At 45.3% G+C, this 19,399-nt stretch carries 13 protein-coding genes; 5 read left to right on the forward strand and 8 right to left on the reverse strand.

What is annotated here, in order from left to right; all coding sequences use genetic code 11:
- Window positions 1–37: 37 nt before the first annotated feature.
- Window positions 38–1,327 (forward strand): phosphoribosylamine--glycine ligase, encoded by a 1,290-nt coding sequence (gene purD / locus OCV30_RS14575; RefSeq protein WP_065679753.1) that lies wholly within the window; start codon window positions 38–40, stop codon window positions 1,325–1,327.
- A gap of 169 nt (window positions 1,328–1,496) precedes the next feature.
- On the opposite strand, the gene OCV30_RS14580 is transcribed toward purD, so the two are convergent.
- Together OCV30_RS14580 and hupA are read right to left on the reverse strand one after the other, a co-directional pair.
- Window positions 1,497–2,195 (reverse strand): DUF1481 domain-containing protein, encoded by a 699-nt coding sequence (locus tag OCV30_RS14580; protein WP_065679754.1) that lies wholly within the window; start codon window positions 2,193–2,195, stop codon window positions 1,497–1,499.
- Window positions 2,196–2,242: 47 nt separating this feature from the next.
- Window positions 2,243–2,515, reverse strand: a complete 273-nt coding sequence (gene hupA / locus OCV30_RS14585; protein ID WP_004729753.1) for a nucleoid-associated protein HU-alpha — start codon at window positions 2,513–2,515, stop codon at window positions 2,243–2,245.
- Window positions 2,516–2,785: 270 nt separating this feature from the next.
- Here hupA and OCV30_RS14590 point away from each other — a divergent pair, with 270 nt between their 5' ends.
- Complete coding sequence (locus OCV30_RS14590; protein ID WP_009844683.1) at window positions 2,786–3,937, forward strand: CNNM domain-containing protein; 1,152 nt, start codon at window positions 2,786–2,788, stop codon at window positions 3,935–3,937.
- A 65-nt stretch (window positions 3,938–4,002) separates the two neighbouring features.
- Here the strand turns inward: OCV30_RS14590 and OCV30_RS14595 are convergent, their stop codons facing one another.
- Entirely contained in the window at window positions 4,003–5,379 is a 1,377-nt protein-coding gene (locus tag OCV30_RS14595) for an IS4 family transposase (protein WP_261879028.1), read from the reverse strand.
- Between the two features lie 149 nt (window positions 5,380–5,528).
- On the reverse strand, window positions 5,529–6,116 hold the full coding sequence (locus tag OCV30_RS14600; protein ID WP_065679890.1) for a YjaG family protein: 588 nt from the start codon (window positions 6,114–6,116) through the stop codon (window positions 5,529–5,531).
- A 71-nt stretch (window positions 6,117–6,187) separates the two neighbouring features.
- Here OCV30_RS14600 and OCV30_RS14605 point away from each other — a divergent pair, with 71 nt between their 5' ends.
- Both OCV30_RS14605 and OCV30_RS14610 read left to right on the forward strand, forming a co-directional pair.
- Window positions 6,188–7,114 (forward strand): D-2-hydroxyacid dehydrogenase, encoded by a 927-nt coding sequence (locus OCV30_RS14605; RefSeq protein WP_009844681.1) that lies wholly within the window; start codon window positions 6,188–6,190, stop codon window positions 7,112–7,114.
- On the forward strand, window positions 7,114–7,707 hold the full coding sequence (locus OCV30_RS14610) for a uracil-DNA glycosylase family protein (RefSeq protein ID WP_065679891.1): 594 nt from the start codon (window positions 7,114–7,116) through the stop codon (window positions 7,705–7,707). Before OCV30_RS14605 ends, OCV30_RS14610 begins: the two co-directional genes overlap by 1 nt.
- Before the next feature lie 108 nt (window positions 7,708–7,815).
- On the opposite strand, the gene hemE is transcribed toward OCV30_RS14610, so the two are convergent.
- Window positions 7,816–8,883 (reverse strand): uroporphyrinogen decarboxylase, encoded by a 1,068-nt coding sequence (gene hemE / locus OCV30_RS14615; RefSeq protein ID WP_004729761.1) that lies wholly within the window; start codon window positions 8,881–8,883, stop codon window positions 7,816–7,818.
- A gap of 299 nt (window positions 8,884–9,182) precedes the next feature.
- Window positions 9,183–9,992: an NAD(+) diphosphatase gene (gene nudC / locus OCV30_RS14620; RefSeq protein ID WP_065679892.1), complete on the reverse strand. Its 810-nt coding sequence runs from the start codon at window positions 9,990–9,992 to the stop codon at window positions 9,183–9,185.
- Window positions 9,993–10,157: 165 nt separating this feature from the next.
- Between nudC and OCV30_RS14625 the strand changes: the two genes are divergently transcribed.
- Window positions 10,158–10,655 (forward strand): Rsd/AlgQ family anti-sigma factor, encoded by a 498-nt coding sequence (locus OCV30_RS14625; RefSeq protein ID WP_048605474.1) that lies wholly within the window; start codon window positions 10,158–10,160, stop codon window positions 10,653–10,655.
- 323 nt (window positions 10,656–10,978) lie between these two features.
- Here OCV30_RS14625 and rpoC read toward each other — a convergent pair whose 3' ends face one another.
- Both rpoC and rpoB read right to left on the reverse strand, forming a co-directional pair.
- The gene (rpoC, locus tag OCV30_RS14630; RefSeq protein WP_009844676.1) at window positions 10,979–15,181 is read right to left on the reverse strand and encodes a DNA-directed RNA polymerase subunit beta'; all 4,203 of its coding nucleotides are present in this window, start codon (window positions 15,179–15,181) and stop codon (window positions 10,979–10,981) included.
- Between the two features lie 90 nt (window positions 15,182–15,271).
- Window positions 15,272–19,300, reverse strand: a complete 4,029-nt coding sequence (gene rpoB / locus OCV30_RS14635) for a DNA-directed RNA polymerase subunit beta (protein WP_009844675.1) — start codon at window positions 19,298–19,300, stop codon at window positions 15,272–15,274.
- Between the last annotated feature and the right edge of the window lie 99 nt (window positions 19,301–19,399).

A 19,399-nucleotide genomic window follows, 5' to 3' on the forward strand; every position in this document is an offset into this window, starting at 1 on the left:
TTTAAATATTTAGATATTTGAGATTAAGGATTTTACAATGCGAGTTTTAATCATCGGTGCTGGCGGTCGTGAGCACGCACTAGGTTGGAAAGCAGCACAAAACCCAAACGTTGAAACAGTATTCATCGCTCCAGGTAACGCAGGCACTGCACTTGAGCCTAAACTTGAGAACGTAAACATCGGCGTTGAAGACACCGCTGGTTTAGTGGCGTTTGCTCAAGAGAAAAAAATCGAACTGACTATCGTTGGCCCTGAAGCGCCATTAGTTATTGGTGTAGTTGACGCATTCCGCGAAGTGGGTCTTCCTATCTTTGGTCCAACTCAAGCAGCAGCACAGCTTGAAGGTTCGAAAGCATTCACTAAAGACTTCCTAGCTCGTCATGACATCCCAACGGGTTACTACGCAAACTTCACTGAGATTGAGCCAGCTATCGCTTACGTACGTGAGCAAGGCGCTCCAATCGTAGTAAAAGCTGACGGTCTTGCGGCGGGTAAAGGCGTTATCGTTGCGATGACACTTGAAGAAGCTGAAGACGCAATCAAAGACATGCTAGCAGGCAACGCATTTGGCGAAGCAGGCAGCCGCGTGGTAATTGAAGAGTTCCTTGAAGGCGAAGAAGCAAGCTTCATCGTAATGGTTGACGGTTCTAGCGTGCTTCCTATGGCCACCAGCCAAGATCACAAACGTGTTGGCGACAAAGACACTGGCCCTAATACTGGCGGCATGGGTGCTTACTCTCCAGCTCCAGTGGTAACTCCTGAAATCCATAACCGCATCCTTGAGGAAGTTATCTACCCAACGGTACGTGGTATGGACGCAGAAGGCGCACCTTACACTGGTTTCCTTTACGCAGGACTAATGATCGATGCTGACGGCACGCCTAAGGTTATCGAATACAACTGCCGCTTTGGCGACCCTGAAACGCAACCTATCATGATGCGTATGGAGTCAGACCTTGTTGAACTTTGCCTAATGGCTATCGATGAGAAGCTAGACGAAGCAGAATCAAAGTGGGACCCACGCGCTTCTATCGGTGTTGTTCTTGCGGCTGGCGGTTACCCTGCTGACTACGCAAAAGGTGACGTTATTTCACTGCCAACCAGCGAAGTTGAAGGCCAAAAGGTTTTCCACGCGGGTACGACAAATAACGAAGCTGGCGACGTTGTGACAAACGGTGGCCGTGTACTTTGTGCAACGGCACTGGGCAATACGGTTTCTGAAGCTCAGGAGCGCGCTTACGCGTTGACGAAGCAAGTTAGCTGGAATGGTATGTTCCACCGCAATGACATCGGTTACCGTGCGATTGCGCGCGAGCAAGAACAGTAATCAATCTACGACTCGCTTATGTTCGAATGACCGCAAGCAAGTAACAACAGAAAAGGCGCCTCGATTGGCGCCTTTTTTATTGCTTAATCTGTTCTGGGGTCTGTTCCTGTACACACAAATAAGCACTGACCTACAGCGGGTAAATTCTCTTAACCCTTTTAAATACGCTCTATTCTTTCAACAATGATGGTCTTGTAACACACTGATGGTTGTCATCTGCCAACATCAAAAATTCAGCAACAGATAGTTTTCTGAGAGACTCCTTGCCGACAAAAGCACCATAGCTCTCTACAGACGACAAACGGTTAATCACAAAATTAGGTAGTGTTTGATTAAATTCAATGTCAGAAATTTGCTTACCAGAGCAAGTCTGGAACGTTTTGCCATTCCAGTAACCCTGAACCAGTCTGAGCCCTTCGTCATGCTGCTTCATCGTAGTTTCTAAAACCGACTTGGCTTCTTTCTGGTAGCTTTCAAGTTGCTTCACTTGGATAGGCAAAATTTTGCTATCAATACGATACTGCTGATATACAGCTTCGCCTGACTTATTAAAACGCACATGGACACTATACGGAACCAGCTCATTAGAAGAATTACGTTGCTCACCTTCACGAATAAATTCACGAAGTATACCTTCCGACCAAGCATAGTCCGTTTGGTACCAGCCGTAATCGCCTACAGTGACGTAGTCAGCTGAAGTATGAGGTTGTGTTAGCTTGTTTGTAACCCAGTAGAAACTTGTCGCGTCGCCCATGACTTGGCCGCTGGTGTGAGTTTCAAATTGCTCTAGGTTTTTGCGAGGGCTGGTTGATGAACAGCCAATGAGAAATGTAGATAATAGTGAAACGAGAAGAAATGCTTTTTTCATAAAAACCTGTACCGAGGTGGAATACGACTACCTCGGTACAGTTTAGATTATTTCACTGAATCTTTCAGCGCTTTACCTGCAACAAATGCTGGAACATTTGCAGCAGCGATTTGGATCTCGTCACCAGTTTTTGGGTTACGACCAGTGCGAGCTGCACGGTGGTTTACTTTAAAAGTACCAAAACCAATTAGCTGAACTTGATCGCCATCTTTAAGAGCATCTGTAACACCGCCAAGAGTCGCTTCTAGAGCAGCTTTAGCTTGTGCTTTAGAAAGGTCCGCTTTTTCAGCAATAAAGTCGATTAATTGAGTCTTGTTCATTTTAGGTTTCCCTTCTTTGTATTTTTGAATTCGATTCACTCTAAAACATAAATGCCCCATCTGGCAAAGGTTTGTCGTCGATCTTTAGCTCTAATGCCGTAGTTTTAGCCATAATATGAGTAATAACTCACAATTTGTTACTGATTTTACTGAGCAAGCCCTTGTTTAAAAGGGGCTGAGAGCAAAATTAATGATGACCTAGCCACTACTTATTCTCTATAATCCACGCTGAATCGCTGCTAAAGCGTACAATTTAATTTAAGGGCAAACATGCTGCTGCTAACTATTTATGTCTCCATTGCTATTGGAGTTTCTTTCATTTGTTCTGTTTTGGAAGCTGTACTTTTGAGTATTAGTCCGAGCTACATTGCTCAACTAAAACAAAATGGGCACCCTGCAGCAGAGTCATTAGACAAACTGAAAACCGATATTGACCGCCCACTGGCGTCAATTTTAACGCTCAACACCATCGCGCACACCATCGGTGCTGCGACAGCGGGTGCACAAGCAGCAGTCGTTTTTGGTAGCCAATGGTTAGGCGTATTCTCTGCCGTATTAACTCTGGGTATTTTAGTTCTGTCTGAGATTGTTCCAAAAACCATTGGCGCGACCTACTGGCGTCAACTTGCTCCAGCATCATCAAATGTGCTTCGCTGGATGGTCTTTTTCCTAACACCATTTGTGTGGTTCTCAGAGCAAATCACCAAACGTTTAGCTCGCGGCCACCAGGCACCAAAAATGCGTGATGAGCTATCTGCAATGGCTATTTTGGCAAAAGAGAGCGGTGAATTTGCTGAAGGTGAATCAAAAATCCTGAGCAATCTGTTAGGTATTCAAGATGTGCCCGTGACTCAAGTCATGACACCACGCCCTGTTGTATTCCGCGTTGATGCAGAAATGAGTGTTAATACGTTCCTAGAACAACACAAAGACACGCCATTCTCACGCCCACTGGTTTACAGCGAGCAAACTGACAATATCATCGGTTTTGTCCACCGCTTAGAGCTGTTTAGATTGCAGCAAGCGGGTTGCGGTGAGAAGGCTCTGGGTGAAGTGATGCGCCCTATCCACGTCTTGCTAAACAACATGGGCTTAGCTAAGGCCTTTGACCAAATGATGGCAAACCGCCTGCAACTGTCTTTAGTTGTGGACGAGTACGGCACAATTCAGGGCATCATCACCCTAGAAGATATCTTTGAACACCTAGTGGGTGAAGAGATTGTCGACGAAGCAGATAAAACCACAGACATGCAAGAACTGGCGTTCCAACGCTGGGAAACTTGGAAAGAGACACACGGTGTTATCGAAAACCGCGATGAAGAGGACGAGCTAGAAGAAAAAACTCTAGCAGACAACGACACCTCAGACTCAAAGTCAGCGGATGAAAGCAAGGTTCAAAAAGAAGACAAGAAAGACGCTTAATCTAAATTTGATAGCGTCAGATACAACAAAGGCTCCCTAGGGCTGTCTCTTGATCACAAGTCTGGTTAATCAAGAGACTTAGCGAGTTCATACCCTTCAAGGATGGTTTGTAACCTAAGCCATCCTTGCCATAACGTCTTTATAGAAGCGCGACCTGTTCGCTTGGTATTCTTCCAACCACCTAACCGAGCAATACCGTTGTAAGCCCATGATATATTAGGCGCTTCTTTCGGTAGTTTTTTGCTCTCCAACTTGAGCCACATTAACTTCCACGCTTTGCCTTTTAATACCTGCTCACAACTGGTCTTAGATAACTCGTCTGATTCATTCATAAACCTCAATTGGAGTAACCGAGTCGCGATAAAAGCCAAAACGACGCTGAGCCTTTCTAAGTTATCCTTACTTTGCATTCTCAGTTGCTCAACTTCAGTCCCTTCACTTTTCCAGACTTTATGAAAATCTTCTATTAGCCAGCGCCGCTCATAATAACTGACGATTTTGAGTGCCTCTTCCTTGCTCGTTATCGGCTCTGAAGTCAGTAAGTGCCATGCGAGCTTATTACCACTCTCTCCTTGTTCTATACATCCCACGTAGTAAAGCGGAATGTTATCGAACTCTTTCTTGTTAGCAGGAGACTTGAGTGTCACGGGGGCATATTTGATATCTAAATGAGCCTTGCGAGCTTTACGACCGCCTTTTTGCGGTATTTCGAGCACTTTCTCTCCGGCTGATAACAGGGTAGAGGCATAGCTATAAAGACGATTATCATGCTCTTCAATACAGCGGCTTTGCATTGAGCGAACGAGGAACCTTTGTTGTTGCTCTCGCTTGTAAGTGAGGTATTCAAATAGGTCGGCTTCTCTATCGCACACAGAAATGACATCCGAAATTTTATCGCCAAGTCGCTCAGCGACATGGCGAGAGGCTTGTTCCCACTTATAACTTTCTTTCTCTTTGTATGGTCGAGTCGCATGCTGGTGCCTTTGACCTCGCTTTTCTATATCACGAGTCCAGCGCTGTTGTTCAATTAAACCAATAACAGATTGAGTGTCGGGAGCAAAAAGTAAGGTTGAGTGTACGAACATGGCGCGATGTCGATTACCTTGATTGGAGTGCCCGAGTTCATCTCGAATGCTGCGATGGGAGTAACTGAGAGAAGTGGTGTCTTCTAAGGCAAGAAGTGTCTGTTGCTCTAATGCTTCTTGTGCAGTGACATAAAAACCCGCTTCTGCGATATCTTCTGCTTTGATTTGCTCATTACGGATGAAGCGATAAGCCCCTTCCATTTCAGCAGGGGAGATAATGAGTTTCGAGACGGGTACGCCAGGTTGCTCGGCCAGTGAGGCTGCGAGAGCAACGAGTCTTTGAGTGCGTCTAGGGTCATTAAGGTGGGCTTGACCGAACTGTTTTTGTGCCCAAAGGGTTGGCTCTATATAGGTCATGATAATCATCCTTGTCATTGCTTAGATGATCAGATCATGAAACCTAAAAATAGTTCAAAAAAAATCCCCAAGCGTGGCTTAGGGATTTGTGTATAAGAGACAGCCCTAGGGAGCCTTTGTTTCTATTCGTACCTTGATGCAATTGCAGATTATAGTGCAACACCAATGTTACTGACCGGGTCTTCACGCAGTTCGTGACGTAGGTCTTTGATCAGCTCTAAGTCACGCTCAGTCGTTTCACGTAGAGGTCGGAAAATGGCCCACTGAACGTCCCACTCTTCACATACAGCTTCGTTTTTTTTCTGGTTTTCGTTCGTCACTTCTTCAGCGCCTTGAGCAAACTCAAGCTCAGCAACCGTCTTCACCGATTGTTGACTCACTTTAATTACCGCTTCCAACATATGCTCACGATCAAGTAGACCATGGATTAATGTTGCTAAGCCTTGGCATGCGTCCATTGCAGGGTAAACACCATAGAAATCAAAATCATCTGCGCTAGGGAATAGCTCTTCTACTTTCTCAAGTTGACGCTCAAAGTTCACCTTTGCCGTTTTAACGGTTAGGATTTCCCAAATGCTATCCAAAACATCACGGTAGATTCGAGCTTCCGCAAATTCTGTATTCTCACAAAACATGGCATAGTTAGGATACATACGCTCACATAGACACGCCATAAAAGTAATTTGTTGCCAAGGTTCTAACTTTTCAAGACGAACCTGCAGTGGATTCTGAAGCATAGTCACTCAATAATTGCAGAAAAAGACAGCGAAAGTGTACTTGATAAACCCTGGGGGGAAAAGGTAAGCCGATGAACAATTTTACGAATAAGCTCTATATTCTTACCGAGCATGACGATACCTATACGCAACTGATTCTAAACCAAGGGTTACCTGACCTCGAAATCACTCAAAACCCCGAATTAGCTGAGATCGTACTGGCAGCTCCTCCTTTAATAGCGGAGCGACTTAATGAGTTTAAAAATCTAGACTGGATGCAAAGTACCTATGCAGGAATCAATAAACTCACTCAGCCGGATCTGCGCCAAGATTATACGCTGACCAACGTCAAAGGCATCTTCGGCCCTGCGATTGCTGAATACGTGTTGGGTTACACGATCAGCCACTGTAGACACTTTCCTCACTACCACCAGCAACAAGTACAACGAAACTGGCAGCCACAGCTTTATACTAGCCTAACTGACAAAACCATGGTGATTTTAGGAACGGGGTCAATTGGCAGTCATTTAGCTAAAACAGCTGCTGCTTTTGGTATTCACACCATAGGTGTCAACCGGACAGGTATCCCATCAAAGCAAGAAACCTTCAAAGAAACTTTCCACATTAATGAATTAGAAGCCGCCCTCAAGCAAGCGGATATTGTAGTGAACACATTGCCATCAACGGATGATACCTACCAACTACTGAATCAAACCACCTTAAGCTACTGCTCTAACGTATTGCTGTTTAATGTGGGACGTGGGGAAAGCGTAGATAATAAAGCGTTACTGCTTGCGATTAAGAATAAATGGGTTGAACACGCTTTCTTAGATGTCTTTGAATGCGAACCTCTCACACAAGAACACCCGTTTTGGAAATTGCCTCAAGTAACCATCACACCACACATTGCGGCTCTAAGTGAGCCAAGACAGGTCGTGGAGATCTTCGCCAATAATTACCAACAATGGCGAGATGGTTTTACACTTAATCACACCATTGATTTTGATAAAGGCTACTGATGTTCTCGTCACTGCTCACCGAGATACGACAATGCACCGCTTGTGAACCTCATTTATCACACGGTGCAAACCCAGTGATTCAGGCACACCCAAACGCGCGCTTGTTAATCATAGGCCAAGCACCCGGTATTAAGGTTCATGAATCATCTATCCCTTGGAACGACGCCAGTGGCGAGCGATTGAGAGAATGGCTAGAGATGGACAGCGATACGTTTTATGACGAACAAAAAGTCGCGATTGTCCCGATGGGCTTTTGCTATCCAGGAAAGGGAAAAAGTGGCGATCTACCGCCTCGAAAGGAGTGCGCTGCGCTATGGCACAAAAAAGTACTGCAATCACTGCCCAACATCCAAATGACCTTGCTGATTGGTCAGTATGCGCAAAACTATTATCTAAAAGATAAAGCCACCAGCACACTCACTGAAACGGTACGTAACTGGCAGGCTTGGGCTCCAGAATTTTTGCCACTTCCCCACCCTTCACCACGTAATAATATCTGGCTCAAGAAAAACCCATGGTTCGAAAGTGAAGTCATTCCCTATATCAGGAAGCACGTATCAGAGCATTTGGCCTGCCATGATCCAAATGCCTAATTAGCTGCACATCAACGATGATTTAGCCGATATTGAGTGCGGATAGAAAGATAATAAAAAAGCGCTGCCGATTTCTCGACAGCGCTTTTTCTAAAAACACATACTGAATTACTTATGGTATGGCTTAGATAGGTCGTGAACTGCGTCCACAAATACACCAGCATTTTCTGGTGGCACATCTAGGTGAATACCATGGCCAAGGTTAAATACGTGGCCAGTACCGCCGTCACCAAAACCTTCAAGGATAGTGCCGACTTCTTCACGAATACGCTCAGGTTGTGCGTAAAGTACTGATGGGTCCATGTTGCCTTGTAGAGCCACTTTATCGCCAATACGAGCTTTTGCATCAGCAATATTGATTGTCCAGTCTAGGCCAACTGCATCACAACCAGTCGCTGCGATAGATTCTAGCCACATGCCACCGTTCTTAGTGAACAGAGTAACCGGTACACGGCGACCTTCGTTTTCACGAATTAGGCCATCGACAATTTTGTGCATGTACTGCAGTGAGAACAGGTTGTAGTCACGCGGAGTAAGTACACCACCCCATGTGTCGAATACCATTACCGATTGTGCACCTGCTTTAATTTGCGCGTTCAGGTATTCAATAACAGTGTCAGCCAGCTTATCTAGAAGTAAGTGCAGCGTTTGTGGCTCTGCATACATCATCTTCTTGATCTTAGTGAACGCCTTCGAGCTGCTGCCTTCAACCATGTAAGTTGCCAATGTCCAAGGGCTACCAGAGAAACCAATCAGTGGTACTTCACCTTTCAGGTCTTTACGGATCTGACGAACGGCATTCATTACGTATTGAAGCTCGCCTTCTGGATCTGGTAGGCCAATCTTCTCTACGTCAGCTTTACAAGTAATCGGACGCTCAAACTTAGGACCTTCACCTGTTTCGAAGTACAAACCTAACCCCATCGCATCTGGGATAGTTAGGATGTCAGAGAACAAGATTGCCGCATCAAGCGGGAAACGACGTAAAGGTTGAAGTGTTACTTCTGATGCTAGTTCAGCGTTTTTGCACAAAGACATGAAATCGCCCGCTTCAGCGCGCGTTGCTTTGTACTCTGGAAGATAGCGGCCAGCTTGGCGCATCATCCATACCGGTGTGTAATCAACAGGCTGTTTTAAAAGTGCGCGTAAATAGCGATCGTTTTTTAATTCGGTCATTCCGTTAAATTCCAATTCAATCTTGTCTAGTTTTGATGGCAAGTATTCTAACACTGATTGAAGGGTAAAAGCTGTGTGCTTTGCAACCTAGATCAAGTTATTAACTTTTAAATCCATGCTTAATTTGCACCCAATTACAGGAGCATGTTAAAAATTTGTTCGCTAGCGAAAATTACAATTATAACAACTGAGTAGTCACTACTCAGCATCTCATAACGACATCTTACTTACCCCCTCCACTTGTGGAGGGTTTTTTTTAGTGTTTGACCACCCATAGGCCAAATACTATCACAGGTAATTTAATGTTCTAGTTCTTGCTCCGCGACGCCGGCTTTCCTTATGTCATCGACTGTATTCTCAATCAATTGTCTCGCAATCGTTCCGACTGGAGCAACATCAGGTAGGCTTGTTACGTCAAACCATTGGGCATCCGACAGTTCACTGTAATCAGGTTTGAGCGTTCCACCAGCATAGTCAGCAAGAAAGGCCATCATCATACTCGATGGAAACGCCCATGGCTGGCTACCAAAGTAACGAATGTTACTCACGTCGATACCCGTTTCTTCTTTGACTTCTCGCGTCACACACTGCTCTAGGGTTTCTCCAACCTCTAGGAAGCCCGCTATTACGGTGTACATACCCGTTTTATGCCTTGGGTGCTGCGCAAGTAATATCTTGTTGTCGTTTCGTACAGCGACAATGATGCACGGGAAGATACGAGGGTAATGAAGCGTTCGGCAGTCTCCACATTGCATCGCCACCTGATTATGATTCAGATGATTACGACCGCCGCACTGAGGACAAAAACGCATACTTTGTGTCATGTGCCCATACTGGATAGCTTTGCTTGCGATCAGAAAACTTGATTCAGGCCAGTGAAGCAAATCTCTTAGGCTGACCATGCTCAGTTCAATCTCCACATCGCAATCGTTGAGCCAATAAACCTTACGACCTTGATGCTGACCAATGCAGATAGCATGCTCAACACTCAGCCCTAGCTCTTCAGCAGAGCCAAAAGGAAACTGATCATCATTAACCCAAATATCACTACCAGAAACGACGCACCAATACGCTTGATCTGTCATTTTGTTATCACTTTTTTTTAACATCCCTATGCCTCATTGCTTGCAGTTCGTTCATTTTACTGGCAATCTAATTTCATACTAGAGTTGTAGCAGAGAATATTTCAAGCTATTACTTTTAGTAGCTACCAATAAAACGGACCCTGCTTAGGCAATTACTTGATCACAAGGTTGTGATCAGATCATGAGGACATGGTCATGCTAAATAAATTCAAACAAATACAAGAACAATGGGGTGGCTCTAATGAGGTCATCGATCATTGGCTCGAAACTCGACAGTCTCTAATCGTTGAGTATTGTAAGCTTGCCGCTCTACAGCCTTCATCGTCGAAAGCAACGGCAATCACCGAACTGCCTTCTCCAGAAGAACTCCAAAAATTCAGCCAACATTTAGTCGATTACATCTCCGAAGGTCATTTCAAAATCTATGACATGGTGATGGACAAATGGCAGTCTACTGGCTTCAAAGCAACAGACGAAATCAACCAATCTTATGGTCATATCGTTCTTACCACAGATCCACTACTCAACTTCACCGATAAATACGCAGCCATTGAAGCGACCGATACATTAGAAAGCTTTGATAGTGAGCTATCACTCGTTGGTGAGATTCTTGAGGCGAGGTTTGCGGTTGAAGACCAGTTGATACAACAAATTGCCGACAGCCTAGCAGTTCCACCAGGAGCGTAAGGGCTTAACTCCTTGTAAGCTTGCCTCTGTGCAAGCTTTTTGTTTTGTCTGTAACGTTACGCAAAACATCCAACTCTTCAGCCAGAGCCTATTGGTTCGTCCCTACTCAGAAGTTTGCGATAGCTAGACGTAAGTTTCATCCTCACGCTCTCCCTGCAAACACCCAAAACGGCCGACGAGAAAATACTCGTGACTAAGTCTACCAGCCATATCAACGTCTAATCTTTAAGCCTCTCGTTAAACACCAATACATCAATACGCCAGATACAAAAAAGGCACCCGAAGGTGCCTTTTTCTTATCTCTTAGAGACTACTCGTAGAGCTTACTCTTCTGAAGAGAAACCAGCGTTTAGAAGTGCTGCTAGATTGTCAGTAGCTTGCTCAGCTGAAGGACCTTCTTGCTCTTCTTCACGTTGCTTTTGACGCTCTTGGTGGTATGCGAAACCAGTACCAGCTGGGATCAGACGACCAACAATTACGTTCTCTTTCAGGCCACGAAGGTCATCACGCTTACCAGAAACCGCAGCTTCTGTTAGTACGCGAGTCGTTTCTTGGAACGATGCAGCTGAGATGAATGACTCAGTTGCAAGAGATGCTTTAGTAATACCTAGTAGATCACGTTCGAAACGTACTAGTTCTTTACCTTCAGCTTCTAGCTTACGGTTAGCAATCTTAACATTGTGGTACTCAACTTGTTCGCCAGGTAGGAACGGAGAGTCACCAGAATGAGTGATTGTACACTTACGTAGCATTTGACGAACGATAGTCTCGATGTGCTTATCGTTAATCTTTACGCCTTGTAAGCGGTAAACTTCTTGAACTTCGTTCGCGATGTACTGAGTCACAGCGTGGATACCACGTAGACGCAGGATATCGTGTGGAGTTTCAGGACCGTCGGCGATTACATCACCACGTTCAATCTTCTCACCTTCGAACACGTTCAATTGACGGTGCTTAGGAATCATCTCTTCGTAAGCGTCACCGCCTTCACGAGTGATTACTAGACGACGCTTACCTTTCGTTTCTTTACCGAAAGACACAGTACCTGTGTGCTCAGCAAGGATCGCAGGCTCTTTAGGCTTACGAGCTTCGAATAGGTCAGCTACGCGTGGTAGACCACCGGTGATATCTTTGTTTCCGCTCGATTTTTGAGGGATACGAGATAGTGTGTCACCAATGCCAACTTCAGCGCCATCTTCGATGTTTACAATCGCTTTGCCAGGTAGGAAGTAGTGAGCTGGCATATCAGTACCAGGAATCATTACGTCGTTACCTTGCTCATCAACAAGTTTGATAGCTGGACGCATATCTTTACCTGCTGCTGGGCGAGCTGCTGCGTCTGTTACTTCACTTGAAGAAAGACCCGTTAGATCGTCAGTTTGACGAGAAACTGTAATACCATCGATCATATCTACGAATTGGATACGACCTGCCACTTCAGTGATGATTGGCATGGTATGCGCTTCCCAGTTAGCTACAACTTCACCAGCAGTAACTGCTGCGTTGTCGCCTTTGGTTAGCATAGAACCGTAAGGAAGTTTGTGCTTCTCTTTAGTACGGCCGAATTCATCAATAATCGTCATCTCAGATGCACGAGAAGTGATAACCAGTTTCTTATCTTTGTTAACTACGAACTTAGCATTGTGAAGTTTCACAGTACCAGTTGTCTTAGCTTGGATGCTGTTCTCTGCTGCTGCAGTAGATGCCGCACCACCGATGTGGAACGTACGCATCGTTAGCTGTGTACCCGGTTCACCGATAGATTGTGCAGCGATAACACCAACTGCTTCACCTTGGTTCACTAGGTGACCACGTGCTAGGTCACGACCGTAACACTGTGCACAACAACCGAAGTCTGCATCACAGGTAACAACAGAGCGCACTTTCATGCTATCTACTGAGTTGTCTTCCATGATTTGACACCACTTCTCATCAATCAGAGTATTACGTGGAATCAGTACATCTTCAGTACCAGGCTTAAGAACGTCTTCAGCTACTACACGACCTAGAGCAAGCTCAGAAAGTGCAACTTTAACGTCACCACCTTCGATGTGAGGCATCATATCGATACCTTCATGCGTGCCACAGTCATGTTCGTGTACTACAACGTCTTGAGCAACGTCTACTAGACGACGAGTTAGGTAACCCGAGTTTGCTGTTTTGAGTGCTGTATCCGCAAGACCCTTACGAGCACCGTGCGTTGAGATAAAGTACTGAAGGACGTTTAGACCTTCTTTAAAGTTCGCTGTGATCGGCGTTTCGATGATTGAACCATCTGGACGCGCCATCAGACCACGCATACCTGCTAGCTGACGAATCTGAGCAGCAGAACCACGTGCGCCCGAGTCGGCCATCATGTAGATGCTGTTGAACGATTCTTGCTGTTCTTCTTCGCCGTCACGGTTGATAACTGTTTCAGAAGATAGGTTATCCATCATTGCTTTCGCAACGCGGTCATTCGTAGATGCCCAGATATCGATAACTTTGTTGTAACGCTCACCCGCAGTAACAAGACCTGATTGGAATTGCTCTTGGATTTCACGAACTTCTTCTTCAGCAGATTCAATTTCATCGTATTTCGCTTGAGGAACAACCATATCGTTGATACCTACAGAAACACCAGAAAGTGCCGCGTATGCGAAACCTGCGTACATGATTTGGTCAGCAAATACTACTGTATCTTTTAGACCAAGCTTACGGTAACACTCGTTAAGAAGAGTAGAGATCTGCTTCTTACCTAACTTTTGGTTAACGATGCTGTACGGTAGGCCAGCTGGAACGATCTGCCATAGCATTGCACGACCTACAGTCGTATCAACTAGGCCAGTATTCGTTGTGCTATTGCCGTCTTCATCTACTACAGTTTCAGTGATACGTACTTTAACGCGAGCGTGTAGCTCAGCAGTCTTAGTACGGTATGCCTTTTCAGCCTCAGCAGGGCCAGCAAGGTACATACCTTCACCTTTCACGTTGATCTTGTCACGTGTCATGTAGTAAAGACCCAATACAACGTCCTGAGAAGGTACGATGATTGGATCACCTGATGCTGGCGACAGAATGTTATTCGTCGACATCATTAGGGTACGAGCTTCAAGCTGTGCTTCTAGAGTTAGAGGCACGTGTACCGCCATTTGGTCACCATCGAAGTCGGCGTTGTATGCCGCACACACTAGTGGGTGAAGCTGAATCGCTTTACCTTCGATTAGTACTGGTTCAAACGCTTGGATACCTAGACGGTGAAGTGTAGGTGCACGGTTAAGCAGTACTGGGTGTTCACGGATCACTTCGTCTAGGATATCCCAAACGATCGCTTCTTCGCGCTCTACCATTTTCTTAGCAGCTTTGATTGTCGTAGCCATGCCACGAGTTTCTAGCTTGCTGTAGATGAACGGCTTAAATAGCTCAAGTGCCATCTTCTTAGGAAGACCACACTGATGTAGACGAAGGTATGGACCAACTGTGATTACAGAACGGCCAGAGTAGTCTACACGTTTACCTAGAAGGTTCTGACGGAAACGACCTTGTTTACCCTTGATCATATCAGCAAGAGATTTCAGAGGACGCTTGTTAGAACCCGTGATCGCACGACCGCGACGACCGTTATCTAGAAGGGCATCAACAGACTCTTGCAGCATACGCTTTTCGTTACGTACGATGATGTCTGGAGCCGCTAGCTCTAGAAGACGCTTCAAACGGTTGTTACGGTTGATCACACGACGGTAAAGGTCGTTCAGATCAGAGGTCGCAAAACGACCGCCATCTAGTGGTACTAGAGGACGTAGATCTGGCGGTAGCACTGGAAGTACAGTTAGGATCATCCACTCAGGCTTGTTGCCTGACGAAATGAACGCTTCAACTAGCTTCAAACGCTTAGTAACTTTCTTACGCTTAGTTTCAGAGTTAGTTGTTTCCAACTCTTCGCGCATTTCTTCCACTTCTTGATGAAGGTCCATTGTTGAAAGCAGATCTTTGATCGCTTCAGCACCCATCTTAGCAGTGAATTCGTCACCCCACTCTTCTAGACGATCCAGATACTCTTCTTCAGTAAGCATCTGAGATTTTTCTAGATCAGTCATACCCGGTTCAGTTACTACGTACATTTCGAAGTAAAGAACACGTTCGATATCACGCAGAGGGATATCCATTAGTAAACCGATACGAGACGGTAGTGATTTTAGGAACCAGATGTGAGCAACTGGTGAAGCAAGCTCGATGTGGCCCATACGGTCACGACGAACTTTAGTTTGTGTAACTTCAACGCCACACTTCTCACAGATAACACCACGGTGCTTCAGGCGCTTGTATTTGCCACAAAGACATTCGTAGTCTTTAACTGGACCAAAAATACGTGCACAGAACAGACCATCACGTTCAGGTTTGAACGTACGATAGTTAATTGTTTCTGGCTTTTTAACTTCACCAAAAGACCACGAACGGATCGTGTCTGGTGAAGATAGACCGATTTTGATTGCATCAAATTCTTCGGTCTTATGCTGTGCTTTTAGAAAGTTTAATAAGTCTTTCACGTTCAGCTCCTGTAAGGAGTTAAAGGAGCTCACCGACTAAAGTGAGCCCCCTTTACCAAGTAATCCAATCTTCTTTATAAAAAAGAGGGATTACTCTTCGTCTTCTAGCTCGATGTTGATACCTAGCGAGCGAATCTCTTTCAACAGTACGTTGAACGACTCTGGCATGCCAGGTTCCATGCTATGGTTACCATCTACGATGTTCTTGTACATCTTAGTACGGCCGTTAACGTCATCCGACTTAACTGTTAGCATTTCTTGTAGAGTATATGCAGCACCGTATGCTTCTAGTGCCCATACTTCCATCTCACCGAAACGCTGACCACCGAACTGAGCTTTACCACCAAGTGGTTGCTGAGTTACTAGGCTGTAAGAACCAGTTGAACGAGCATGCATCTTGTCATCAACCAAGTGGTTCAGTTTCAGCATGTACATGTAACCAACAGTTACAGGACGCTCAAACGAATCACCAGTACGACCATCAAACAGTTTAAGCTGACCAGATTCTGGCAGATCACCCAGTTTAAGTAGTTCTTTGATTAGAGACTCAGAAGCACCGTCGAACACAGGTGTAGCAATCGGTAGACCGCCACGTAGGTTCTTGATCAGTGTACGAACTTGATCATCAGACAGTTCAGCAATATCAACTTTCTGACGAGTATCGCCAAGATCGTAAACCTTCTGTAGGAACTCACGGAACTTATGCAGTTCTTGTTGTTCCTTAACCATTTGGTTGATCTTGTCACCGATACCTTTCGCAGCCAAACCTAAGTGAACTTCTAGGATCTGACCGATGTTCATACGCGATGGTACACCCAGCGGGTTAAGTACGATGTCTACAGGCTGACCTTTCTCATCGTATGGCATGTCTTCAACAGGGTTAATCTTAGAGATTACACCTTTGTTACCGTGACGACCGGCCATCTTATCACCAGGCTGGATACGACGTTTAACCGCTAGGTAAACTTTAACAATCTTAAGAACGCCAGGCGCTAGATCATCACCTTGAGTGATTTTACGACGCTTAGTTTCAAACTTCTTATCGAAGTCTGCTTTTAGCTCATCCCACTGCTCAGCAAGTTGCTCAAGCTGTGTTTGTAGCGCATCGTCTTCTAGAACTTGCTCTAGCCATTGCTTACGACCGATAGTATCAAGCTTAGCTTCAGAGTAACCACCAGACAGAAGTACAGCTTTAACACGGTTAAGAAGGCCACCCTCAAGAATTTGGAACTCTTCAGTTAGATCTTTCTTAGCTTCTTTAAGCTGCATCTGTTCGATTTCAAGTGCACGTTTGTCTTTCTCTACGCCATCGCGAGTGAAGACTTGTACATCGATGATAGTACCCGAAACAGAGTTTGGTACACGTAGAGAAGTATCTTTAACATCAGATGCTTTCTCACCGAAGATAGCACGTAGTAGCTTCTCTTCAGGAGTCAGTTGAGTTTCACCTTTAGGGGTTACTTTACCAACTAGGATGTCGCCACCCTTAACTTCAGCACCAATGTAAACGATACCTGACTCGTCTAGTTTAGACAGAGCAGACTCACCTACGTTTGGAATATCAGCTGTGATCTCTTCAGAACCCAGCTTAGTATCACGAGCCACACAAGATAATTCTTGAATGTGGATTGTCGTGAAACGGTCTTCTTGAACTACGCGCTCAGATACTAAGATCGAGTCTTCGAAGTTGTAACCGTTCCAAGGCATGAATGCGATACGCATGTTTTGGCCAAGAGCTAGTTCACCAAGGTCTGTTGAAGGACCGTCAGCAAGAACATCGCCGCGTGCAACTGGTTCACCAGGAAGTACAGTTGGACGTTGGTTAATACATGTGTTTTGGTTCGAACGCGTGTACTTAGTCAGGTTGTAGATATCGATACCAGCTTCGCCAGGTACCAATTCATCTTCGTTAACCTTAACTACGATACGAGAAGCGTCAACAGACTGAACTTGACCACCACGTTTAGCAACCGCTGTAACACCAGAGTCAACTGCGATGTTACGTTCGATACCCGTACCTACTAGAGGCTTATCAGCTCTCAGTGTTGGTACAGCTTGACGTTGCATGTTGGCACCCATCAATGCACGGTTCGCATCATCGTGTTCTAGGAACGGGATAAGCGAAGCAGCGATAGATACTACTTGGTTTGTCGCAACGTCCATGTAGTCAACGTGATCGCGTGGGTGAAGACCAGATTCACCTTTTTGACGAGCTGTGATTAGCTCATCTGCAAACGTACCTTCTTCAGTAAGAATGGTGTTTGCTTGCGCGATTACGAATTGACCTTCCTGGATTGCAGACAGGTAATCAACTTCTTCTGTTACTACACCATCTACTACACGACGGTACGGAGTTTCTAGGAAACCGTAATCGTTACAACGTGCAAATGCAGATAGCGAGTTAATTAGACCGATGTTTGGACCTTCAGGCGTTTCGATCGGACATAGACGACCGTAGTGAGTTACGTGAACGTCACGTACTTCGAAGCCTGCGCGCTCACGAGTAAGACCACCAGGACCTAAAGCAGAGATACGACGCTTGTGCGTAACTTCTGACAATGGGTTGTTTTGGTCCATAAACTGTGAAAGCTGTGAAGAGCCAAAGAATTCTTTAACTGCAGCAGAGATCGGCTTAGCGTTGATAAGATCTTGAGGCATGATTGCATCAAGGTCACCAAGGCTTAGACGTTCTTTAACGGCACGTTCTACACGAACTAGACCAACACGGAATTGGTTTTCTGCCATTTCACCTACAGAACGGATACGACGGTTGCCAAGGTGGTCGATATCGTCCACTTCACCAATGCCGTTACGGATACCAATCAGTTTCTTCATCACTTCGATGATGTCTGATTCATCCAGAGTACCGCGCTCTTCTTCTTCTTCACGCTCGATAGAGCTGTTGAATTTCATACGGCCTACAGTTGATAGGTCGTAACGATCTTCAGAGAAGAATAGGCTTTCGAACAATGATTCTGCAGCTTCTTTCGTTGGTGGCTCGCCAGGACGCATCATGCGGTAGATTTCTACCAATGCAGAGATGCGATCTACTGTGCTATCCGCACGTAGAGTGTCTGACATGAATGGACCATGGTCTAGGTCATTCGTGAACAGCACTTCTAGAGTCTTGTGACCTGCTTGAGACAGGTTAGCAAGTGCTTCTAGGCTAATCTCTTGGTTTGCGCCAACGATGATCTCGCCAGTTGCTTCGTTGATGTAATCTTTCGCAGCAATCTTTTCAACGATGTACTCTACTGGTACTTCGATGTGCTCAACGCCATCTTTTTCAAGTTGACGGATATGGCGAGCAGTTACACGACGACCAGTCTCAACGTAAGTTTTGCCGTTTGCTTCGATGTCGAATGACGCAGTTTCACCACGTAGACGATCAGGAACCAACTCCATAAGTAGAGTTTGGTCTTTCACTTCGAAGTTCACTTTGTCGAAGAACAGATCTAGGATCTCTTCAGTCGATTTACCAAGTGCACGAAGGATAATCGATGCTGGTAGCTTACGACGACGGTCGATACGTACGAATAAGTTATCCTTAGGATCGAACTCAAAGTCTAACCATGAGCCACGGTAAGGAATTACACGTGCGTTATAAAGAACTTTACCTGATGAGTGGGTCTTACCCTTATCACTGTCGAAGAACACGCCTGGGCTTCGGTGCAGCTGGGATACGATAACCCTCTCGGTACCATTAATTACGAAAGTACCATTGTCTGTCATAAGCGGAATTTCGCCCATGTAGACTTCTTGTTCTTTAATGTCTTTTACAGTACCTGCTGGTGCATCTCGATCAAAGATAACTAGACGCAGTTTTACGCGTAGTGGCTTTGAGTAAGTAACACCGCGGATTTGACATTCTTTAACGTCAAAAACTGGCTCACCAAGACGGTAGCTAACGTATTGCAGCTCAGAATTGCCGTTGTAGCTCTGAATTGGAAATACAGAACGGAAAGCAGCTTCAAGACCGTATTGACCTTCAGGATCCTGTTCGATGAATTTGTCGAAAGAATCAAGCTGGATCGATAACAGGTATGGAATGTCCAAAACTTGTGGACGAGTACCAAAATCCTTACGGATGCGCTTTTTCTCGGTATAAGAGTAAACCATGGGGTTCCTCAGCTCGCTGATAAGTGACCCAAACCACCCAAAACACTCTTCAGAGGGGGCGGTGACAAACAGCTGTTTACTGTAGTGAACAATCATTTC

It is taken from the genome of Vibrio atlanticus (assembly GCF_024347315.1).
Lineage (GTDB): Bacteria > Pseudomonadota > Gammaproteobacteria > Enterobacterales > Vibrionaceae > Vibrio > Vibrio atlanticus.

Excerpts from the sequence above, each read along its gene's own strand:
- purD (WP_065679753.1), top strand. The coding sequence starts at position 38 with ATGCGAGTTTTAATCATCGGTGCTGGCGGTCGTGAGCACGCACTAGGT.
- OCV30_RS14580 (WP_065679754.1), bottom strand. The coding sequence starts at position 2,195 with ATGAAAAAAGCATTTCTTCTCGTTTCACTATTATCTACATTTCTCATT.
- hupA (WP_004729753.1), bottom strand. The coding sequence starts at position 2,515 with ATGAACAAGACTCAATTAATCGACTTTATTGCTGAAAAAGCGGACCTT.
- OCV30_RS14590 (WP_009844683.1), top strand. The coding sequence starts at position 2,786 with ATGCTGCTGCTAACTATTTATGTCTCCATTGCTATTGGAGTTTCTTTC.
- OCV30_RS14595 (WP_261879028.1), bottom strand. The coding sequence starts at position 5,379 with ATGACCTATATAGAGCCAACCCTTTGGGCACAAAAACAGTTCGGTCAA.
- OCV30_RS14600 (WP_065679890.1), bottom strand. The coding sequence starts at position 6,116 with ATGCTTCAGAATCCACTGCAGGTTCGTCTTGAAAAGTTAGAACCTTGG.
- OCV30_RS14605 (WP_009844681.1), top strand. The coding sequence starts at position 6,188 with ATGAACAATTTTACGAATAAGCTCTATATTCTTACCGAGCATGACGAT.
- OCV30_RS14610 (WP_065679891.1), top strand. The coding sequence starts at position 7,114 with ATGTTCTCGTCACTGCTCACCGAGATACGACAATGCACCGCTTGTGAA.
- hemE (WP_004729761.1), bottom strand. The coding sequence starts at position 8,883 with ATGACCGAATTAAAAAACGATCGCTATTTACGCGCACTTTTAAAACAG.
- nudC (WP_065679892.1), bottom strand. The coding sequence starts at position 9,992 with ATGTTAAAAAAAAGTGATAACAAAATGACAGATCAAGCGTATTGGTGC.
- OCV30_RS14625 (WP_048605474.1), top strand. The coding sequence starts at position 10,158 with ATGGTCATGCTAAATAAATTCAAACAAATACAAGAACAATGGGGTGGC.
- rpoB (WP_009844675.1), bottom strand. The coding sequence starts at position 19,300 with ATGGTTTACTCTTATACCGAGAAAAAGCGCATCCGTAAGGATTTTGGT.